Origin of the sequence: Synechococcus sp. R50.1, assembly GCF_047462115.1 — a bacterium.
In the GTDB taxonomy this organism is placed as follows: Bacteria; Cyanobacteriota; Cyanobacteriia; order Thermostichales; family Thermostichaceae; genus Thermostichus.
Window position 1 is genome coordinate 65,483 of the sequence record NZ_JANSIN010000007.1, and the last position, 17,054, is coordinate 82,536.

Here is a 17,054-nt window from a genome sequence, read left to right on the forward strand (position 1 = left end):
GATCACCCTCTACCCAGTTGTTCCCCCCAGCTGCAGATCGGCAGGGGTATTGCAATTGGTGAGCATCCTCTCAAGAGACTCCGTCCCGCTGTCGGGAACGGTCAGGGGCAGGATGGCTGTTGGCACCTGGGACAACCAGCCCTGAAAGGATCTTCCTCCTGCCTGCAAGAAACTCTCCAGAGAACCTAGCTGCGCCAGGCGATAGAAGCCACACAGGGGCTCCCAGCCCCGCTGACTTTTGGGCAGGGCGGCCACCGTCTGAGGGGGCAGGGTGGCAAGGCGCTGTCGCCAATCCCCAAGAACCTGCTCCTGCAAGCAGGGCAGATCGCAGGCCAGCAGCAGGATCCACTCCGGGGGAGCAGCCAAGGTTTGTAGCCGCCGGATCCCCTCTTGAAAGGCCAGCAGCGGGCCTCGGTGTTGCTCCGCAATGCTGTCCCGACCACGTGGGTCTTGCCCGACCAGGGGGGGAACGTTTTCCCGCCAGAGGTGCCAACCGGGATCCACCACCGGCGCATAGCGCTCCGGCCAGGGGGTGAGGATGTAAACCGCGTCGGCGCAGGCTGCTGCCACCTGAGCCACCCGTCGCAGCAGGGGGATCCCATCCCAAAGCACCAAGGCTTTGTCGGATCCCATGCGGCGGCTGTTGCCCCCGGCCAAGATCAGAGCCACGACCGCAGGCAGGGAATCTTCAGACATCTTGGGCATGCGGCTTTTCCACAGGGTTGCCGAGCACCAGGTATGGGTGGAGGAATAGGATAGGGATCCCATCCTCTCCTCACTCTAGCCGCTATGTCTGAGCCCTCTGGTCGTCTGGTTTGGAACCACTCTACCCATATCTCAGGGTTGATCCCTGTTTTGGAACGCCTGACCCGGCAGGCGGGCATTAAAACCGTGACGCCGGGCGCTCTGTCCTGCAGCCGTGGGCGGATCCCCCAGTTGCAGTTGCGGGTTTCGGTGCCGATCCGGGGCGGGTACAAGCTGGTGGCCCGCAAGGGAAGCAGCGTGCAAGAGGTGTTTGTGGTAACGGATCTCAGCCAAACCGAGCTGGAGGCAGCCATTCTTCGCTGTTTGCAGTGAGCTCTTCTGGCAACGCAACCGAGCCTCGTTCTTGCTACACAACGCTGTCCCGATCCAGGACTCCGCCCTGCCAACGCGAATAGCACATCTGATTATGAGTCAATCTTATGTCTCGTACTAGCCTCAAGCCTGCCCGCATCAGTGCTGTTTTGCCGGGATCCCTGGCAGCAGAAGCAGGCATTCGACCTGGAGAGGCCCTGGTCAGCATCAACGGCGAACGCCCCCGCGATCTCATCGACTACCGCTTCCTGATCGCTGAGGAGTGTGTAAGCCTGGAGATCTTGAATAGCCAAGGGATCCCGCGCACAGTTGAGCTGGAGAAGGGAATCGACGAGGATCTGGGGCTAGAGTTTGAGACAGCCCTGTTCGATGGCCTGATCCAGTGCGCCAACGCTTGCCCCTTTTGCTTCATCGACCAACAACCTCCGGAAATGCGGGCAACGCTGCACCTCAAGGACGACGACTACCGCCTCAGCTTTCTCTACGGCAGCTACCTCACCCTCACCAACTTGCCTGCTGCCGAATGGGAGCGCATCGCTCGCCTGCGCCTTTCTCCCCTCTACGTGTCAGTGCATGCTACCGACCCGGAGCTGCGCAGCCGCTTGCTCAAAAACCCGCGGGCTGGCCTGATTTTGGAGCAGTTGGCCTGGTTTCGCCAGCATCGCTTGCAACTGCACGCACAGGTGGTGGTCTGCCCAGGCTGGAACGATGGGGATCACCTCACCCGCACACTCCTCGATTTGGCCGCCTTTCGCCGGCCCGTAGACGGGATCCCCACCGTCCTCTCGGCAGCAGTGGTGCCGGTGGGGTTGACGCGCTTTCGCCCCCCTGGTGATGAGCTGGTTCCTGTCGATGCGGCCAAGGCCCGAGAAGTGATCCAGCAGGTGGAAACTTTGCAGGTCGGGTTTCGGCAAACATTGGGATCCACCTTTGCCTGGCTGGCCGATGAGTGGTATCTGCTGGCCGGGCGGGAACTGCCACCGGCAGAGCACTATGAAGATTACCCGCAGCTGGGGAATGGCGTGGGATCCCTGCGGCTTTTCCTCAGCCAGTTCGAGCAGCTCAAACTGCCGCCTGAGCTCCCTTCTCCCCTCAAGGTTCTGTGGGTGGTGGGCAATGCCGTAGAGCAAGCCTTCCAGCCTGTGGTGGAGCAGATGAACCGCATCCGCGGGCTGCAGTTGGATCTTTTGCCTATTGCCAGCCGATTTTGGGGCCAAACCCTGACGGTGACCGGGCTGCTGACGGGGCAGGATATCTTGGATGCCCTGAAGTCTGTGGAAAACTTGGCGGACTATGATGGGCTATTGCTACCCCAGATCGCCCTCAAGGACGGGGAGCGCTTTTTGGACGATCTGACCTGGCAAGAGGTGCAGGCCCAGGTGGGGATCCCGGTGGTGCGGGTGGACGGCGGGCCGGCAGGCTTGGTGCAGGCGGTGCAACAGCTAGAACAGGGCTATGCCTACGGCACCCTGTGTTGTTCCGCAACGCTCGGGCGAAGGGAAACTGCACCGCTGACGCGACCAAGAACAGCTTTGAGCCGAGGATCCTGAGGCGATGCAGAGGTTGCGGCGAGGATTGTTTCTGCTGCTGGGGGTGGGGCTGGGGATCCTGGCCATCACGGCTTTGGCCTCTTTCTATGTAGATCTGGCTTGGTTTGCCGAGCTGCATGCTCTGCCGGTGCTGTGGACGCGGGTGATTGCCCGCTGGGGGCTGGGCCTGGGCGCTTTCCTCTTTGCCCTGGCGGTGACGGGATCCAACATCTGCTCCTGCTGGCGGGGGGCAACCTTGACCGGGGCCTGGGCGATTGCCACAGGTTTGAGTGTTTTCTTTGCTTGGTCTCTTTCCAATCACTGGTTCACGCTGTTGCTCTGGCTGAACCAGGGGCCCGTCGGGGAGTCGGATCCCATTTTCAACCGCGATCTCAGTTTTTTTCTCTTCAGCCTGCCTTTCTGGGAGACGGTGCAGCATTGGTGCTTCAACCTGGTGCTGCTCACCTTGGTTACCGTTGTCCTCATCTACTTGGTGGAGCTGGGGCTTTCCGAGCAACGGCTGACCTTGGCCCTTTCTCTCTATGCCCAGCGGCACTTGCTGATCTTGGGGGGATCCCTGTTTCTCATTCGGGCTTGGGGCCATTGGCTGGATCGCTACGAGCTGCTCTATTCCACCCGCGGCGTTGTGTTTGGGGCCGGTTTTGCCGATGTGCATGCAACCTTGCCGGCCACGACCTTGATGAGCGGGGTGGCAGGCCTGACGGCGGTGGGATTCTGGGCTTTGGCCCGCCAGGGGATCCGCCTCAACCTTCCTTTCCTCAAGTCCTGGTGCCCTTCCTGGGCCAGCTCTCTCCTGGCGCCGGCCATCCTCTGGGGGGCCTACCTGGGGTTTGGGCTGCTAACCACCCAACTTTATCCCCAACTGGTGCAGACCTTCTTGGTCACCCCCAACGAGCTGGAGCTGGAGCGCCCCTACATCGAGGACAACATCCGTTTTACCCGTGCTGGCTTTGGCCTGGCCGATGTCGAAGTCCAACCCTTCCCGGAAGGGGGAGCCCTCACCTGGGAGATCCTGCAGCAGAATCAATCCACCCTGAGCAACGTGCGCCTCTGGGATGCGGATCCCCTATTGGCCACCTACCGCCAACTGCAAGAAATCCGCCCCTACTACCAATTTCCCTATGTGAATGTGGATCGCTACCGCATTGGGGGAGAATTGCGCCAAGTTATGCATGCCGCCCGCGAGCTGGACTTTGCCCAGGTGCCCCCCGCCGCCCAAACCTGGGTTAACCGGCGGTTTTTCTACACCCACGGCTATGGCCTCACCCTCAGCCCGGTGAATGTGGTGACCCCTGAGGGCCTGCCGGACTTTTTCCTGTCGGATATCCCGCCGCGGGTTTCTCCTCGCTACCCTGAGGTGGCCTCCGTCTTGCGGGTGGAGCAGCCGGCCCTCTACTATGGCGAGCTGACCACCACCGATGTTTTCGTGGGCGCTGAGGCGCGGGAATTGGACTACCCTGCAGCAGAGCGCTATGTGTACAGCAGCTACCGGGGCAGCGGTGGCGTGCCCATTCCCCACCTCTGGCAGCGGTTTCTCTACGCCTGGCATTTTGGCGATCTGCGCATCCTTCTCAGCCGCGAGCTGTCTTCTGCCACCCGCTTTCTCTATCGCCGCCAAATCCGCGAGCGCATCCGTCGGGTGATGCCCTTTTTGCTCTACGACCGGGATCCCTACCTGGTCATTCAAGGCGGCAAGCTCTACTGGTTTTTCGATGCCTATACCACCAGCAGCCGCTACCCCTACTCGGAGCACCTGCCCGGCTTTCCCTTCAACTACATCCGCAACTCGGTCAAGGCGGTGATGGACGCCTACAACGGCAGCATCGATTGGTACATTGCCGACCCTCGGGATCCCCTCATCCAAGCCTACGCCCGCATCTACCCCACCCTCTTCAAGCCTCTGGAGGCAATGCCGGAGCCGCTGCGGCAACACATCCGCTATCCCCAAGACCTCTTCCGCCTGCAAGCGCAGCAGTTTGCCACCTACCACATGACGGATCCCCGCCTCTTCTACAACCGCGAGGATCAATGGCAGATCCCCGGCCAGTTCCGCAACCGGCGGCGCATCCCCATGCAACCGCAATATCTCATCCTCACCTTGCCGAGGGATCCCCAAGAGGTTGCCAATCACACTCCTGAGTTCGTCCTGCTCTCCCCCTATACCCCCGTTAACAAACAGAACATGGTGGCTTGGATGGCGGCCCGCTGTGACGGGGAAAACTACGGCAAGCTGCTGGTCTACGAATTTTCCAAGCAACGCCTCATCTATGGCCCTGAACAGGTGGAAGCGCGGGTCAATCAGGATCCCTTGATCTCCGAGCAAATTTCCCTCTGGAACCAGCATGGGTCGCGGGTGAACCTGGGCACGCTGCTGGTCATCCCCATCGAGACTTCTTTGCTCTATGTTCAGCCCCTCTACATCGAAGCAGAACAGGGCCGCCTGCCCCAGCTCACCCGGGTGATCGCCGCCTACGAAGACCGGGTGGTGATGGAACCGACCCTCAGCCAAGCCTTGGAATCGCTCTTTTTGCCGAGGGGTAGCCGGTAGAGAAAGGGATCCCTTCTCATTTTTGTATTGGGTGGTTGACGAAACTTAACGGATGTTTTAAGGTTAGGGTGTCAATCTTCGCACTTCCTCAGGGAAGTTTGTTCTCATGACTACTGTTATCCAACGTCGCTCAACCAGCAACGTGTGGGAGCAGTTCTGCGAGTGGGTCACCTCCACCGACAACCGCCTTTACATTGGCTGGTTCGGGGTGCTGATGATTCCCACCCTGCTGACTGCCACCACCTGCTTCATCATCGCCTTCATCGGGGCTCCGCCTGTGGACATCGACGGGATTCGCGAGCCTGTTTCTGGTTCTTTGCTGTACGGCAACAACATCATTTCTGGGGCTGTGGTGCCCTCTTCAGCAGCCATTGGCCTGCACTTTTATCCGATTTGGGAAGCCGCCTCACTGGACGAGTGGCTGTACAACGGCGGCCCCTACCAACTGATTGTGCTGCACTTTTTGATTGGGGTGTTCTGCTACATGGGCCGCGAGTGGGAGCTGAGCTACCGGCTGGGGATGCGTCCCTGGATTGCGGTGGCCTACTCGGCGCCGGTGGCAGCGGCCACAGCAGTGTTTTTGATTTACCCGATTGGGCAGGGGTCGTTTTCGGACGGGATGCCCTTGGGGATTTCGGGCACCTTCAACTTCATGCTGGTGTTTCAAGCGGAGCACAACATCCTGATGCACCCGTTCCACCAGTTGGGGGTGGCCGGCGTGTTTGGTGGGGCGTTGTTTAGCGCCATGCACGGGTCGCTGGTGACCTCCACCCTGATTCGGGAGACCTCGGAAGAGGAGTCCCAGAACCTGGGGTACAAGTTTGGGCAAGAGGAAGAGACCTACAACATTGTGGCGGCGCACGGGTATTTTGGCCGGTTGATTTTCCAGTATGCGTCGTTCAACAACAGCCGGAGCCTGCACTTTTTCCTGGCGGCGTGGCCGGTGGTGGGGATCTGGTTTACGGCGCTGGGGATCAGCATTATGGCGTTCAACCTGAACGGGTTCAACTTCAACCAATCGATTGTGGACAGCAACGGTCGAGTGGTGGGGACCTGGGCAGACGTGTTGAACCGTGCCAACCTGGGGATGGAAGTGATGCACGAGCGGAATGCGCACAATTTCCCGCTGGACTTGGCGGCGGTGGAAGTGGCGCCTGCGGTGCGTGGCTGATGGTCTGACCTGACGGCTTGACAAAAGCAGACGATCCCCTGGCCAATGCCGGGGGATTTTCTTGTTGTTTCCCTGGCGGCAACAGTGAAGTTGCATCCATAGCCGTTTCAGTTTAGGGCGAGATGCCTGGGCTGCCAAGAAAGGCCCCACGATCAGGTGCATTCAAGGCCTTAGGTGTGGGTAGAGCAGGCAGGGTACACCGGCCAGGTAGTGGGGTTGGATGTGGGTCTGGCCAGCTTCTACACCGACAGCAATGGGCAAGTGGTGTCACATCCCCTCGCGACAGCGGGACGGAGTCCTTGGTTTCCGCTCAAACTAGGACACTGCACCCGCACCCAAAACGTTGAATTCATAGAGCCAGAAGGCTTCTCTCAATGGCCTGGGCGTCTCACCCTAACCTGAAGCGACTATAACTCAATTATCCAGACTCCATTATCTAGGCAGACATACCCCAGTTGCTTGAGGATTTGCAACTACTAAAATGTAGTTGCCCCAATCCTGATCCCCGCCAGAATTGACCGCGTTCCCCTATCCTACACATAACGGCTAATGTCTTCCCCCCGTTCTGCCAGAAACGACAAAGCCCGGAAGCGCAGCCCTGCCACCTGGTCGTAGAGGGGGTTGAGCTTACACATGGGCGGAATGTGCATCACCTTATGGCCAAACAGCACCACATCTCGCTCAAAGGGGCAGCGGGCCGGGATCCACTGGCAAAGGAAATGGGCCAAGCGTGGATCGCGGATGCTAAAGTTATCCATAGCCGATTGAATGGGACGCAATGGAGCCTGCAACCAGTCGCGCAGGTGAGTTGTAGGTTTGAAGTGCACGGAAGTCATGGAACCGGTCAGCTCCTGAGGAGCTCTGCGAGCACGTTGCCAAGAAATCGTTGTGGAACCCATAAGCTTTCACCTCACACCTTTACCTTTGAAGAAGGAGCAACCTTTGATCGATTACGGCGCATGAAATCGTCAATAATCGACAATTCTTATGCTTTGTGTCGAGTTTGTATTGAGGGAAACATTAGCCATCTCTCTTCCCTCTGTTAGTCTGCCTTCTCCAACGGAAAGCTTGCTTCTGTAAACAAGAATCTCTGCTCAACGTTGTAGAGCTACATGTTTTGTCTCCAAAAGTTAACATGTAACGAAAAATACAAAAACTCCTCTGCTCTTGTCCACCAGCCGATTCCCTGTCAGGATCCCTGAAGTTCCTCAGCTTGGGCTCTGGAGCCAGATGGGTATCCATCGCTCCTATTTCTAGGATGGAACAAGCCCTTTGGGCGGAGTAGGGGGATCCCCGTAATCACACTTGCCTTGGCAGGGTTGTTTTTCTTTTGATCGAGTTTGGCTTGGGAGCGTCTCGGTTGGGAGTTACGGAGGATGACAGCCAAGGGATGCCGGCTGCTGAGCGTTCTACAATGCCAGGAGAGATTCCCAGCGGGTGCACATCCGGCGGTGGGTTGGGATCCTTGATTTTGTCTCTGGCTTTCTTGAGAGGCTGCCCATGAAATTGGCCTATTGGATGTACGCTGGCCCTGCCCATATCGGCACGCTGCGGGTGGCCAGTTCTTTCAAAAATGTTCACAGCATCATGCACGCCCCCCTTGGGGACGACTACTTCAACGTGATGCGTTCCATGTTGGAGCGAGAGCGGAACTTTACCCCGGTGACCACCAGCGTTGTCGATCGGCAGGTGTTGGCGCGGGGATCCGACGAAAAGGTGATTCGCAACATCGTCCGCAAAGACGGGGAGGAGCACCCGGATCTGATCGTCGTCACCCCCACCTGCACTTCCAGCATTTTGCAGGAAGATCTGCATCACTTTGTCCGGCAGGCCCAGTTGGCCAGTCGCTGCGACGTAATGCTGGCAGATGTCAACCACTACCGGGTTAACGAATTGCAGGCAGCAGATCGCACCCTGCACCAGATTGTGGAGTTCTACATCACCAAAGCTCGCAAACAGGGGGAGCTGAACGACTCGCCCCAAAAGACGGAGCGGCCTTCCTGTAACATCCTTGGCATTTCCACCCTAGGGTTTCACAATGCCCACGATCTGCGGGAGCTGAAGGTGCTGCTGCGGGATCTGGGGATCCAGCTCAACCTGGTGATCCCGCAAGGGGCCAGTGTCCACGATCTCAAACACCTGGGGCGGGCTTGGTTTAATGTGGTGCCCTACCGGGAGCTGGGGCCGATGACAGCTCGCTATCTGCAGCAGGAATTCGGCATGCCTTACATTGAGATCACCCCGATGGGGGTGGTGGAAACGGCTCGCTTCATCCGCCAGATCCAGCAGATCCTAAACGAGCAAGGGATCCCTGTCGATTACGAAGCCTACATCCAGGAGCAAACGCTGCACATTTCCCAAGCGGCCTGGTTTTCCCGCTCCATCGACTGCCAAAACCTAACCGGCAAAAAAGCGGTGGTCTTCGGGGATTCCACCCACGCGGCGGCCATCACCAAAATCCTGGCCCGCGAGATGGGGATCCACGTGGTGTGGGCGGGCAGCTATTGCACCTACGATGGGGAGTGGTTCCAGGCAGAGGTGGGAGGGTATTGCGATCAGATCTTGATGACGGAGGATCACACCCGCGTGGCGGACGCCATTGCCCAGGCGGAACCTGCTGCGATTTTCGGCACCCAGATGGAGCGGCATGTGGGCAAACGGCTGCGGATCCCTTGTGGGGTCATCTCGGCCCCCATCCACGTGCAGGATTTCCCTATCGGCTACCGGCCCTTTTTGGGCTACGAGGGCGCCAACCAAATTGTGGACTTGATCTACAACTCCTTTACCCTGGGCATGGAAGATCACCTGTTGGAGATCTTCGGTGGCCACGACACCAAGGAGGTGATTCACAAGAGCCTGAGCGCCGATTCCGACCTCATCTGGACGCGGGAAGCCCAGGCGGAGCTGAACAAGGTGCCCGGCTTTGTGCGCGGCAAGGTTAAACGCAACACCGAAAAATTTGCCCGCGAACGAGGCTTGACCGAGATCGGTGTGGAGGTCATGTACGCCGCCAAAGAAGCTTTTGGAGCTTGAAGGGATCCCGTCGGCAGCCTTTATCCTGTGTGCGATCCCTATCTAAGCTGGCGTATGCGTCTCCTGGTTACCGGCGGGGCGGGCTACATCGGCAGCCACACTTGCAAAGCTCTGGCGGCCTCTGGCCACCTCCCCATTGCTTACGACAACTTGGTTTACGGGCACCCCTGGGCAGTTCGCTGGGGGCCGTTGGAGATTGGAGATCTTGCCGACCGGAAGCGGCTTGATCAAGTCATCCAGCACCATCGCCCAGAAGGGGTGATTCACTTTGCTGCCTATGCCTATGTGGGCGAGTCGGTCAAGGATCCCGGCAAATACTACCGCAACAACGTGGCCGGATCCCTGAACTTGCTGGAGGCCATGCGAGATCACGGGATCCCTTACCTGGTGTTCTCCAGCACCTGTGCCACTTACGGGGTGCCAGAGCGGATCCCTATTCCCGAAAGTCATCCGCAACGTCCCATCAACCCCTACGGCCAGAGCAAGCTAATGGTGGAGCAGATCTTGCAAGATTTCCAGGTTGCCCACGGGATCCGATCCATTAGCCTACGCTACTTCAATGCCGCCGGAGCCGATCCCGATGGTGAAATTGGGGAGGCCCATGACCCGGAAACCCACCTGATCCCCTTGGTGTTGGAGGCCGCCGGCGGCCAACGTCCTCACATCACGGTTTTTGGAGATGACTACGATACCCCCGATGGCACCTGTATCCGCGACTACATTCACGTCACCGACCTGGCTCAAGCCCACGTGTTGGCGGTAGAAGCGCTGGCCTCTGGCCGACCCGTACCAGCAGCCTACAACCTGGGCAATGGCCAAGGCTTTTCCGTCAAAGAGGTCATTGCCACCGCAGCAGCCGTGACCGGAAAGCGGATCCCGGTGCAAATGGGAGCACGTCGACCTGGGGATCCCCCGCGCTTGGTGGGCGATGCCGGCGCCATCCTTCGCGATCTCAACTGGAAACCTCTCTACACCGACCTGGCCGAGATCATTCAAACTGCCTGGCGCTGGCACCAGAAGCGACCCTATTTCGGCAAATCTAGGCCCCCGTTGAGCTAGGAGCGTCTAACTTGGCGGGCGATAGGATAGGGAGGAACCGCTTGGTTAACCACTGCCCCGCATGGACGATAAGACCACACCCGATACCCTCGCGGTTGTCATGACCACAGTGGGATCCGAAGCCGAGGCCCATCGCTTGGCCCATACCCTGGTGGCCGAACGTTATGTGGCCTGTGCCCAGGTCTTGCCCGGGATCACGTCCTACTATCGTTGGCAGGGATCCCTGCAGACCGATGCCGAGTTCCTCATCCTGCTCAAATTGCCCGCAACTGCCTACCCCCGCCTGGAACAACGGCTGCGAGAGCTGCACCCCTACGCTGAGCCCGAGATCCTGGCTCTGGCAGCCACTCAAGTGAGCACAACCTATTTGGCTTGGGCCCGAGACCAGGTAGGGTGAGGAATAGCACGAGGTTGGCCATGATCGCCCTCTACCCCGGCAGCTTTGACCCCATTACCCTTGGACATCTCGATGTTATCGAGCGGGCCAGCCGTCTTTTTTCCAAGGTAATCGTCGCCGTCTTGAAAAACCCCAACAAAACCCCTCTGTTCAGCCCCGAGCAGCGGCAGGCCCAGATTAGCCTGTCCACAGCCCATCTCAAAAATGTTGAAGTTGATACGTTTTCAGGTCTGACGGTGGCCTACGCCCGTCAACGGGGGGCAAAGGTGATCGTGCGCGGCTTGCGAGTTTTGTCGGACTTCGATGTGGAGCTGCAAATGGCCCACACCAACAAGCTGCTGGCTCCCGAACTGGAAACCTTGTTCCTTGCCACCGCCAGCGAGCACAGTTTTGTCAGCAGCAGCCTGGTGAAGGAGGTCGCCAAGCTGGGCGGCCCCATCGATCATCTGGTGCCCGCTCCGGTGATTCGAGATTTGCGGGAGCGCTTTCCCTTGGCCTGAGGGCTCAGGGATCCCCTCTCCTTCCCCAATCAAAATTCAAAGGGCTGCATCCCTGCCGTCACCGGATCAAACCCCACCGGGAAGCAGGTGCTGTGATTGTAGAGGGATCCCCTCAAATTGGCCCCTTCCAAGCAGGCTCCCTCAAGGTCGGCATAGCGCAGGTCGGCACAGCGCAGATCAGCCTTCGCCAGATTGCTGCCCCGCAGGTTGGCGTAGCGCAGGTTAGCCCCATGCAAATCGGATCCCTCGAGATTGGCCCCTCGCAGATCGACCCCCCTCAAAAAGGCATACTCCAAGCAGGACTGGGGAAAATGGCGCTCTCCCCGCTGGTAGCGGCTGAGCAACTCTGAGGCCCCTTGTAGAGCACACTGGGCAATGGTTTGAGTCATGGTACTGCTCCCAAATCAGACTGGATGCCTTATCTCTATCCTCATCCCTATCATCGGGTTGACCAGGTTTTGATCATCCCTGCTTAACAAATGATTTCAGTTTTTGAGTGGATTGTTGCCCCCAAGTTTTTTTGGAAAGATCTATCCTCAGAGATATAGAAGTCTTTCCTAATCGGCAGCTTGTGCGGCAATGTTTCTTAATTCTTTTTGTGAAGAATACTTAACGGCTGGGCTTGATCGCCAACCCCAAACCCCACCGGGAACGCAAGCTGACCTGATCTTGCTGGGCTGTATGAATCCCTCAATTTCTTCTTTTTCAGCACTCCCCCAACCAGAAGGTGTTTCTCCAGAGCTGATTGAACCAAGATAATTGGGACAATGATCGACTGGATCACATCCGTAGTTTGCGATTGAGTAGGGATTCTCTGCAAGCGATATAGACCCTTATCTCTGTTCAGGATGTTCACCTTTCTTTAACTAGAGCTCTATGCCCAAACGTAAGCGAATCGGGATCCTCACCAGCGGCGGCGATTGTGGCGGCCTCAACGCCGTGATTCGAGCGGTGGTGCGGCGGGCCCGCGACTACGACATGGAAGTTTATGGCATCAAAGATGCGACGGCAGGGCTCATGGCTCGACCGGTGGAGGCGGAGCTGCTGGATGTGAAGCGGGTTTCCGGCATTTTGCGCTACGGCGGCACCATCTTGGGCACCGTGAACAAAGGCAACCCCTTCGCCTACCCTATGCCCGATGGCAGCTTGGTGGATCGCTCGGCAGAGGTGATCACCGGCTACCACCGGCTTGGGTTGGATGCGCTGATCGGGGTGGGGGGGGATGGCAGCTTGGCCATTCTCCGGCAACTGGCCCTGCAGGGGGATTGGAACTTTGTCGGGATCCCCAAGACCATCGACAACGATGTCGGTGCCACCGAGTATTCGGTGGGGTTCAACACGGCTTTGAGCGTGGCTGTGGAAGCCCTAGATCAGCTCACCTACACGGCCATCAGCCACAGCCGAGTCATGGTCATGGAGGTGATGGGGCGGGATGCTGGCCACATTGCCATCAGCGCTGGCATTGCCGGGGGGGCGCATGTGATTTTGATCCCGGAAATTCCCTACAAGCTGGAGAATGTCTGCAAAAGAATCCGCGACCGCAAAGAGCGAGGCAATAACTTCAGCATTGTGGTGGTGGCAGAGGCGGTTCGCACCGAGTCGGGGGAGCCGGTGACCCACACCAACAGCCTGGGGCAGTCTCTCTACGGCGGCATTGGCCATTACATCGGCAATGAGATCGCCCTGCGCACCGGCATCGAAACCCGGGTTATGGTTTTAGGCCACCTGCAGCGGGGAGGTACGCCTTCTCCTCTGGATCGCCTGCTGGGAGCAGCCTTTGGGGTGGCTGCTGTGGACTTGATCGCCCAAGGCAAATACGACCGCATGGTGGCCTGGCAAAATCGGCGGGTGGTGGATGTACCCCTGGCAGAGGCCATCTCCCAGTATCGGCGGGTGGAGGTGGACGGGGCTTTGATCGCCACAGCCATTGGCTTGAATACCTATGTGGGCGAGGTGGATCCGCAGCTTTTGCGCAGCATTTCCCCCTGATCTTCCGGCAAAAACGACACGTGGGCAGAGACAATCTTCCAGCCGATATCGGGGAACCTGTACCCCATCTGGCTTTGGCGGCCCAAGCGAGGGATCCCGTTCACCGGACGGCGAAACTCTAGGGTGACCGAGCCGCAATCCGCCCCAAAGGTGACCACCTGCAAACGCAGCATCTCGCGGGCCAAATTCGTGGGAGGGCGCTGTTGGCGAAAAGCCTTGATCTCGTCTCCCCCGTAGAGATTTTCCCTCACACCAAAGCGCACCACCTGGGGGCCATCCCAAAACAGGCGGGTTAGGGTGAGCACATCATTGCTCGTCAGGGCAGCTTCGTACTGATGGTAGAGTTCGGTTAGCTCTGCCACCACCTCGGGGCGATTGACCAGAGTCATGGGCCAGGCTCTTGTGCAGTCGAAATGGGCCTTGCCATCTTATCGGCTCAAGGAGCAGCAGGAGGTTCTAAAAGAACAGCGGGATTCCCCACCTTGCTCTGTCAGACAGCAGACAGCGGCAAGACATCTCCGGGTAGTCGGATCCAAGTCTAGGGGCTGAGAACGGCTTGCAAAGACCGCACATCGCAGTAGTACACCTGATGGCGGTGGGCATACCCCTTCAGCTCCACAGCCCGATGGGAGAAGCAGGCGGCTGCCTGCCCCAGCTGTTTGGCCAAGCAGGTATAGGTGTCCTGGCTGATCGCCAGGTCGGCGTTGAGGGTGCGGGTAGCGCTCTCGATGCGAAAGGCCAAATTCACCGTATCTCCCAGAGCCGTATATTCTTGGCGGGTGTTGTTGCCCACCTGGCGCACGATTGCCGAGCCTGTGTTGACCCCTGCCCCCAGACGAATGGGAGAAGGCAGCGGAAACTCACCGTTCAGCTGCTCGGTCATTTGAAACAGCTTCGCTATGGCCTGCAAAACCGACTTCACATCGAGGTGAATTCCCGGCGCTTCAACTCCTCCCAGGGGAGCGGTGTTGGCCTGGGGCACATGGAACCAAACGGCCATAATCGCATCGCCAATGTATTTATCGACAGTGCCCCCGTACTGCTGAATGATATCCCCACCCCGCCGGAACCAATCTCCCATCACCTGGGAAAGCAGGCGCTCGTCCAGTTGTTGAGTCAGTTGTCCGTACCCTCGCACATCCACCACCGCCACCGAGATCAGCCAGCGGGTTTGTAAAACCAGGGTGTCCGAAGGTTTGGCCGCGGGGCTGGGTTCTGAGCTGGCCAGGGATCCGCTGTGGAACTCCAGCTGGGATTGTCCAAGGGTGAGGTGATCCCCATCCTGCAGCAGGGTGGGAATGCTGACGCGGCGATTGTTGACAAACGAGCCGTTGCGGCTGCCCAGATCGATGAGATAGATGCTGTTGTTGTCGAGGTATTGCAGCAGGGCATGTTGGCGGGAAACGCTGGGATCGCTCAAGACGATGGCGTTGTCTTCATCACGGCCTAGGGTCCAAGCGGTCGCTCCCGAGAGAACGTGTTTTCTTTGGCTGCCATCCGGCTCTTTTAAGATCACGTAGGGCGCGGCGGTGGCGGCAGATTCGCCTGTGACGCTCATGATGAGATGAATTCTAGACGCGACCACACTTTAATACGATACCCCGCTTGCCTTCGGTTGATGGGGGGTATCCGGGCTCGATTTCTGAGCCGCCTCTGCTGGGAGATGGAGGTCTGAGGATGGGCTTGGCGGGGGGCCAACCCGACCGATATCATTTTGTGTAGATACGTTAAGGTCTATGCTGGATCCCTCCCATCCCATTCCCGCTGAGCAACAGCCGCTCCGGCAATATGCAGAGCTGAGGGAAGCCTTTCCTTTTTCCTGGCCTGCTTTGGGGTGGATCCCTTACTTAAAACGAATCTTTGGGGTTTGGGGAGCTGTTGTGCTGGCGGTTTCCCCGCTGGTTTGGAGCAGCTTTGCCGGAGATTGGGGCCACTTTGTCTCTGGGTCGGTGCTGGGGGCCAATGTCTTGCTCGGCCTGGTGTTGCTCCATCTCTACTTGGGATGGGCTTATGTGCGGCGGCGCTTGGTACAAGCCCAGATTCCCTATGAAGAAAGTGGCTGGTACGATGGGGCGATGTATGCCAAGTCAGAAGAGGAGCTGGCTCAGCATCGGCTGATTGTCAGGTATCAGATTGATCCTGTGTTGCAGCGCCTGCGACGGAGCTTGTGGGGCGTAGTGGGCTTGAGTGGGTTGGTGGCCCTGCTGTGGCCTCTGGGGTAGGCAGTTGGTTGGCTGTTTTTAGGATCCCGGACAGTGCACATCACTTCTGATCTGGCTCAAACCCTGCGACCCACCGCTGTGGCCATCGGGAACTTCGATGGCTTGCATCTGGGCCATCAGAAGGTGCTGCAGCCGATTCGAGATTCTCTTCAGGGGGTACGTACTGTCCTCACCTTTCATCCCCATCCCCAGGAAGTCTTGACGAGGCGGCCTCAGCTGTTGCTCACTCCCCCTGCCGAAAAGCTGGATCTGTTGGCGCAAATGGGCTTTGAGCAGGTGGTACTGCTCCCCTTCACCCCTGCATTTGCCTGCCAGCCCCCCCAAGAGTTTATCCAAACGGTACTTGAACAGGGCCTGCGCGTTCGCCATCTCAGCGTCGGTTGGGATTTTTGCTTTGGTCACCGTCGCTCCGGCAACGCCCAAACGCTCCAGGCTTGGGGATCCGAGCGCTGCATTCCGGTGGAGGTGATCCCGGAGACGAAACTCAACGGGGAACGGGTGAGCAGCTCTCGCATTCGAGCTGCCTTGGCGACCGGGGAGGTGTCCACCGCCGAAGCGCTCTTGGGTCGTCCTTACCGGCTAACGGGAGAAGTGGTGCAAGGGGATCAGCGGGGCCGACAACTGGGCTTTCCCACCGCCAACCTCCGCTTGCCTCCGGAGAAGTTTTTGCCCCGCGATGGGGTGTACAGCGTTTGGGTGGATGTGCCTGCTGCTGCGGCAGCTCTACCTGGGGTGATGAACATTGGCCATCGGCCCACGTTTGCCGGTTTACAGCACACCGTCGAGGTGCATCTATTGGATTGGACAGGAGATCTCTACGGGCAAGAGGTGCGGGTGGCGCTACGGGGCTTTATCCGCCCAGAGCGGAGATTTCCCACGGTGGCAGACTTGGTTCAACAAATTCAGCAAGATTGCCAAACGGCTCGTCAGCAGTTGGGCTTGGCCGAGCAAGTGGGTATGGTCTAAAGAGATCTACCTCCTTTCTGAAGAGAGCTCGCAAGCGCCAAGGCTCACCCAGGCGCTGGTGCCATCTCGCCAGTATTCTTTTTTCCAGATGGGGGCGTTGTGCTTGAGGGTGTCGATGGCAAATTGGCAGGCAGCAAACCCTTCGGCCCGATGAGGGGTGCCCACCGCCACCAAGACGCTGATCTCGCCAATGCGCAGCTTGCCGATGCGGTGGTGGATGACCACACTGTTGGCATCTGGCCAGCGCTGCTGAATTTGTCGGGCAATATCGGCGAAGACCTTCAGAGCCATGGGCTCGTAGGCTTGGTATTCCAGGTAATCGACAGGGCGGCCATTGGTGTTGTCTCGAACAGTGCCGCTCATCACCACCACAGCTCCATTGCCCGGATGGGAGGCCTCTTGGTGGACACGGTCGATGAACAGGGGAGCCAGGGTGATCTGGAAGGAAGTCTTCAGGACGGTCAGGAGCATGACTCTAGTCAATAATAAGCTCAACTATACTGAAAATAATGTATAATATGTTCAGTACGGATTACTACCAG

Annotated in this window: 17 protein-coding genes; 11 read left to right on the forward strand and 6 right to left on the reverse strand. The window is 58.5% G+C overall.

Features of this window, described 5'->3' with window-relative positions; genetic code table 11:
- Window positions 1-9: 9 nt before the first annotated feature.
- The gene (locus tag NW870_RS03545; RefSeq protein WP_414373938.1) at window positions 10-768 is read right to left on the reverse strand and encodes a molybdenum cofactor guanylyltransferase; all 759 of its coding nucleotides are present in this window, start codon (window positions 766-768) and stop codon (window positions 10-12) included.
- Window positions 769-789: 21 nt separating this feature from the next.
- On the opposite strand from NW870_RS03545, the gene NW870_RS03550 reads away from it, so the two are divergent.
- The 4 genes from NW870_RS03550 (at window position 790) to psbA (ending at window position 6,346) form a co-directional block, all read left to right on the forward strand.
- Window positions 790-1,077 carry a DUF2103 domain-containing protein gene (locus NW870_RS03550; protein WP_414373940.1) on the forward strand — a complete coding sequence of 96 codons (288 nt, stop codon included), beginning with the start codon at window positions 790-792 and terminating at the stop codon, window positions 1,075-1,077.
- A 107-nt stretch (window positions 1,078-1,184) separates the two neighbouring features.
- Window positions 1,185-2,627, forward strand: coding sequence for a TIGR03279 family radical SAM protein (locus tag NW870_RS03555; RefSeq protein WP_414373942.1), 1,443 nt, complete (start codon window positions 1,185-1,187; stop codon window positions 2,625-2,627).
- A gap of 4 nt (window positions 2,628-2,631) precedes the next feature.
- Window positions 2,632-5,175 (forward strand): UPF0182 family protein, encoded by a 2,544-nt coding sequence (locus NW870_RS03560; protein WP_414373943.1) that lies wholly within the window; start codon window positions 2,632-2,634, stop codon window positions 5,173-5,175.
- Between the two features lie 106 nt (window positions 5,176-5,281).
- Window positions 5,282-6,346 (forward strand): photosystem II q(b) protein, encoded by a 1,065-nt coding sequence (gene psbA / locus NW870_RS03565; RefSeq protein ID WP_414351839.1) that lies wholly within the window; start codon window positions 5,282-5,284, stop codon window positions 6,344-6,346.
- A 533-nt stretch (window positions 6,347-6,879) separates the two neighbouring features.
- Here psbA and NW870_RS03570 read toward each other — a convergent pair.
- Window positions 6,880-7,182: a Mo-dependent nitrogenase C-terminal domain-containing protein gene (locus NW870_RS03570; RefSeq protein WP_414373944.1), complete on the reverse strand. Its 303-nt coding sequence runs from the start codon at window positions 7,180-7,182 to the stop codon at window positions 6,880-6,882.
- A 664-nt stretch (window positions 7,183-7,846) separates the two neighbouring features.
- Here NW870_RS03570 and bchB point away from each other — a divergent pair.
- The 4 genes from bchB (at window position 7,847) to coaD (ending at window position 11,335) form a co-directional block, all read left to right on the forward strand.
- Window positions 7,847-9,379 carry a ferredoxin:protochlorophyllide reductase (ATP-dependent) subunit B gene (bchB, locus tag NW870_RS03575; protein WP_414373945.1) on the forward strand — a complete coding sequence of 511 codons (1,533 nt, stop codon included), beginning with the start codon at window positions 7,847-7,849 and terminating at the stop codon, window positions 9,377-9,379.
- Window positions 9,380-9,433: 54 nt separating this feature from the next.
- On the forward strand, window positions 9,434-10,438 hold the full coding sequence (gene galE / locus NW870_RS03580; protein ID WP_414373946.1) for a UDP-glucose 4-epimerase GalE: 1,005 nt from the start codon (window positions 9,434-9,436) through the stop codon (window positions 10,436-10,438).
- A gap of 61 nt (window positions 10,439-10,499) precedes the next feature.
- On the forward strand, window positions 10,500-10,835 hold the full coding sequence (gene cutA, locus NW870_RS03585) for a divalent-cation tolerance protein CutA (protein ID WP_011433775.1): 336 nt from the start codon (window positions 10,500-10,502) through the stop codon (window positions 10,833-10,835).
- A 20-nt stretch (window positions 10,836-10,855) separates the two neighbouring features.
- Complete coding sequence (coaD, locus tag NW870_RS03590; protein ID WP_011433776.1) at window positions 10,856-11,335, forward strand: pantetheine-phosphate adenylyltransferase; 480 nt, start codon at window positions 10,856-10,858, stop codon at window positions 11,333-11,335.
- Between the two features lie 29 nt (window positions 11,336-11,364).
- Here coaD and NW870_RS03595 read toward each other — a convergent pair whose 3' ends face one another.
- Entirely contained in the window at window positions 11,365-11,724 is a 360-nt protein-coding gene (locus NW870_RS03595; protein ID WP_414344503.1) for a pentapeptide repeat-containing protein, read from the reverse strand.
- A 487-nt stretch (window positions 11,725-12,211) separates the two neighbouring features.
- On the opposite strand from NW870_RS03595, the gene NW870_RS03600 reads away from it, so the two are divergent.
- Window positions 12,212-13,324, forward strand: a complete 1,113-nt coding sequence (locus NW870_RS03600; RefSeq protein WP_414332294.1) for an ATP-dependent 6-phosphofructokinase — start codon at window positions 12,212-12,214, stop codon at window positions 13,322-13,324.
- Here the strand turns inward: NW870_RS03600 and hpxZ are convergent.
- Together hpxZ and NW870_RS03610 are read right to left on the reverse strand one after the other, a co-directional pair.
- Window positions 13,276-13,713, reverse strand: coding sequence for an oxalurate catabolism protein HpxZ (gene hpxZ / locus NW870_RS03605; RefSeq protein WP_414373947.1), 438 nt, complete (start codon window positions 13,711-13,713; stop codon window positions 13,276-13,278). The genes NW870_RS03600 and hpxZ overlap by 49 nt on opposite strands.
- Window positions 13,714-13,862: 149 nt before the next feature.
- Window positions 13,863-14,882 carry an FHA domain-containing protein gene (locus tag NW870_RS03610; protein WP_414373949.1) on the reverse strand — a complete coding sequence of 340 codons (1,020 nt, stop codon included), beginning with the start codon at window positions 14,880-14,882 and terminating at the stop codon, window positions 13,863-13,865.
- A gap of 178 nt (window positions 14,883-15,060) precedes the next feature.
- On the opposite strand from NW870_RS03610, the gene NW870_RS03615 reads away from it, so the two are divergent.
- Window positions 15,061-15,546 (forward strand): CGLD27 family protein, encoded by a 486-nt coding sequence (locus tag NW870_RS03615; RefSeq protein WP_011433781.1) that lies wholly within the window; start codon window positions 15,061-15,063, stop codon window positions 15,544-15,546.
- A gap of 33 nt (window positions 15,547-15,579) precedes the next feature.
- Window positions 15,580-16,512 (forward strand): bifunctional riboflavin kinase/FAD synthetase, encoded by a 933-nt coding sequence (locus NW870_RS03620; protein WP_414373950.1) that lies wholly within the window; start codon window positions 15,580-15,582, stop codon window positions 16,510-16,512.
- Between the two features lie 6 nt (window positions 16,513-16,518).
- On the opposite strand, the gene NW870_RS03625 is transcribed toward NW870_RS03620, so the two are convergent.
- The gene (locus NW870_RS03625; RefSeq protein ID WP_414373951.1) at window positions 16,519-16,983 is read right to left on the reverse strand and encodes a molybdenum cofactor biosynthesis protein MoaE; all 465 of its coding nucleotides are present in this window, start codon (window positions 16,981-16,983) and stop codon (window positions 16,519-16,521) included.
- Window positions 16,984-17,054: the final 71 nt, after the last annotated feature.

What these genes read in the sequence shown, in the direction of transcription:
- NW870_RS03595 (WP_414344503.1), bottom strand. Translation starts at nt 11,724, where the DNA reads ATGACTCAAACCATTGCCCAGTGTGCTCTACAAGGGGCCTCAGAGTTG.
- NW870_RS03600 (WP_414332294.1), top strand. Translation starts at nt 12,212, where the DNA reads ATGCCCAAACGTAAGCGAATCGGGATCCTCACCAGCGGCGGCGATTGT.
- cutA (WP_011433775.1), top strand. Translation starts at nt 10,500, where the DNA reads ATGGACGATAAGACCACACCCGATACCCTCGCGGTTGTCATGACCACA.
- NW870_RS03615 (WP_011433781.1), top strand. Translation starts at nt 15,061, where the DNA reads ATGCTGGATCCCTCCCATCCCATTCCCGCTGAGCAACAGCCGCTCCGG.
- NW870_RS03610 (WP_414373949.1), bottom strand. Translation starts at nt 14,882, where the DNA reads ATGAGCGTCACAGGCGAATCTGCCGCCACCGCCGCGCCCTACGTGATC.
- bchB (WP_414373945.1), top strand. Translation starts at nt 7,847, where the DNA reads ATGAAATTGGCCTATTGGATGTACGCTGGCCCTGCCCATATCGGCACG.
- coaD (WP_011433776.1), top strand. Translation starts at nt 10,856, where the DNA reads ATGATCGCCCTCTACCCCGGCAGCTTTGACCCCATTACCCTTGGACAT.
- NW870_RS03560 (WP_414373943.1), top strand. Translation starts at nt 2,632, where the DNA reads ATGCAGAGGTTGCGGCGAGGATTGTTTCTGCTGCTGGGGGTGGGGCTG.
- NW870_RS03625 (WP_414373951.1), bottom strand. Translation starts at nt 16,983, where the DNA reads ATGCTCCTGACCGTCCTGAAGACTTCCTTCCAGATCACCCTGGCTCCC.
- NW870_RS03555 (WP_414373942.1), top strand. Translation starts at nt 1,185, where the DNA reads ATGTCTCGTACTAGCCTCAAGCCTGCCCGCATCAGTGCTGTTTTGCCG.
- NW870_RS03570 (WP_414373944.1), bottom strand. Translation starts at nt 7,182, where the DNA reads ATGACTTCCGTGCACTTCAAACCTACAACTCACCTGCGCGACTGGTTG.
- psbA (WP_414351839.1), top strand. Translation starts at nt 5,282, where the DNA reads ATGACTACTGTTATCCAACGTCGCTCAACCAGCAACGTGTGGGAGCAG.
- galE (WP_414373946.1), top strand. Translation starts at nt 9,434, where the DNA reads ATGCGTCTCCTGGTTACCGGCGGGGCGGGCTACATCGGCAGCCACACT.
- NW870_RS03545 (WP_414373938.1), bottom strand. Translation starts at nt 768, where the DNA reads ATGGGATCCCTATCCTATTCCTCCACCCATACCTGGTGCTCGGCAACC.
- NW870_RS03550 (WP_414373940.1), top strand. Translation starts at nt 790, where the DNA reads ATGTCTGAGCCCTCTGGTCGTCTGGTTTGGAACCACTCTACCCATATC.
- hpxZ (WP_414373947.1), bottom strand. Translation starts at nt 13,713, where the DNA reads ATGACTCTGGTCAATCGCCCCGAGGTGGTGGCAGAGCTAACCGAACTC.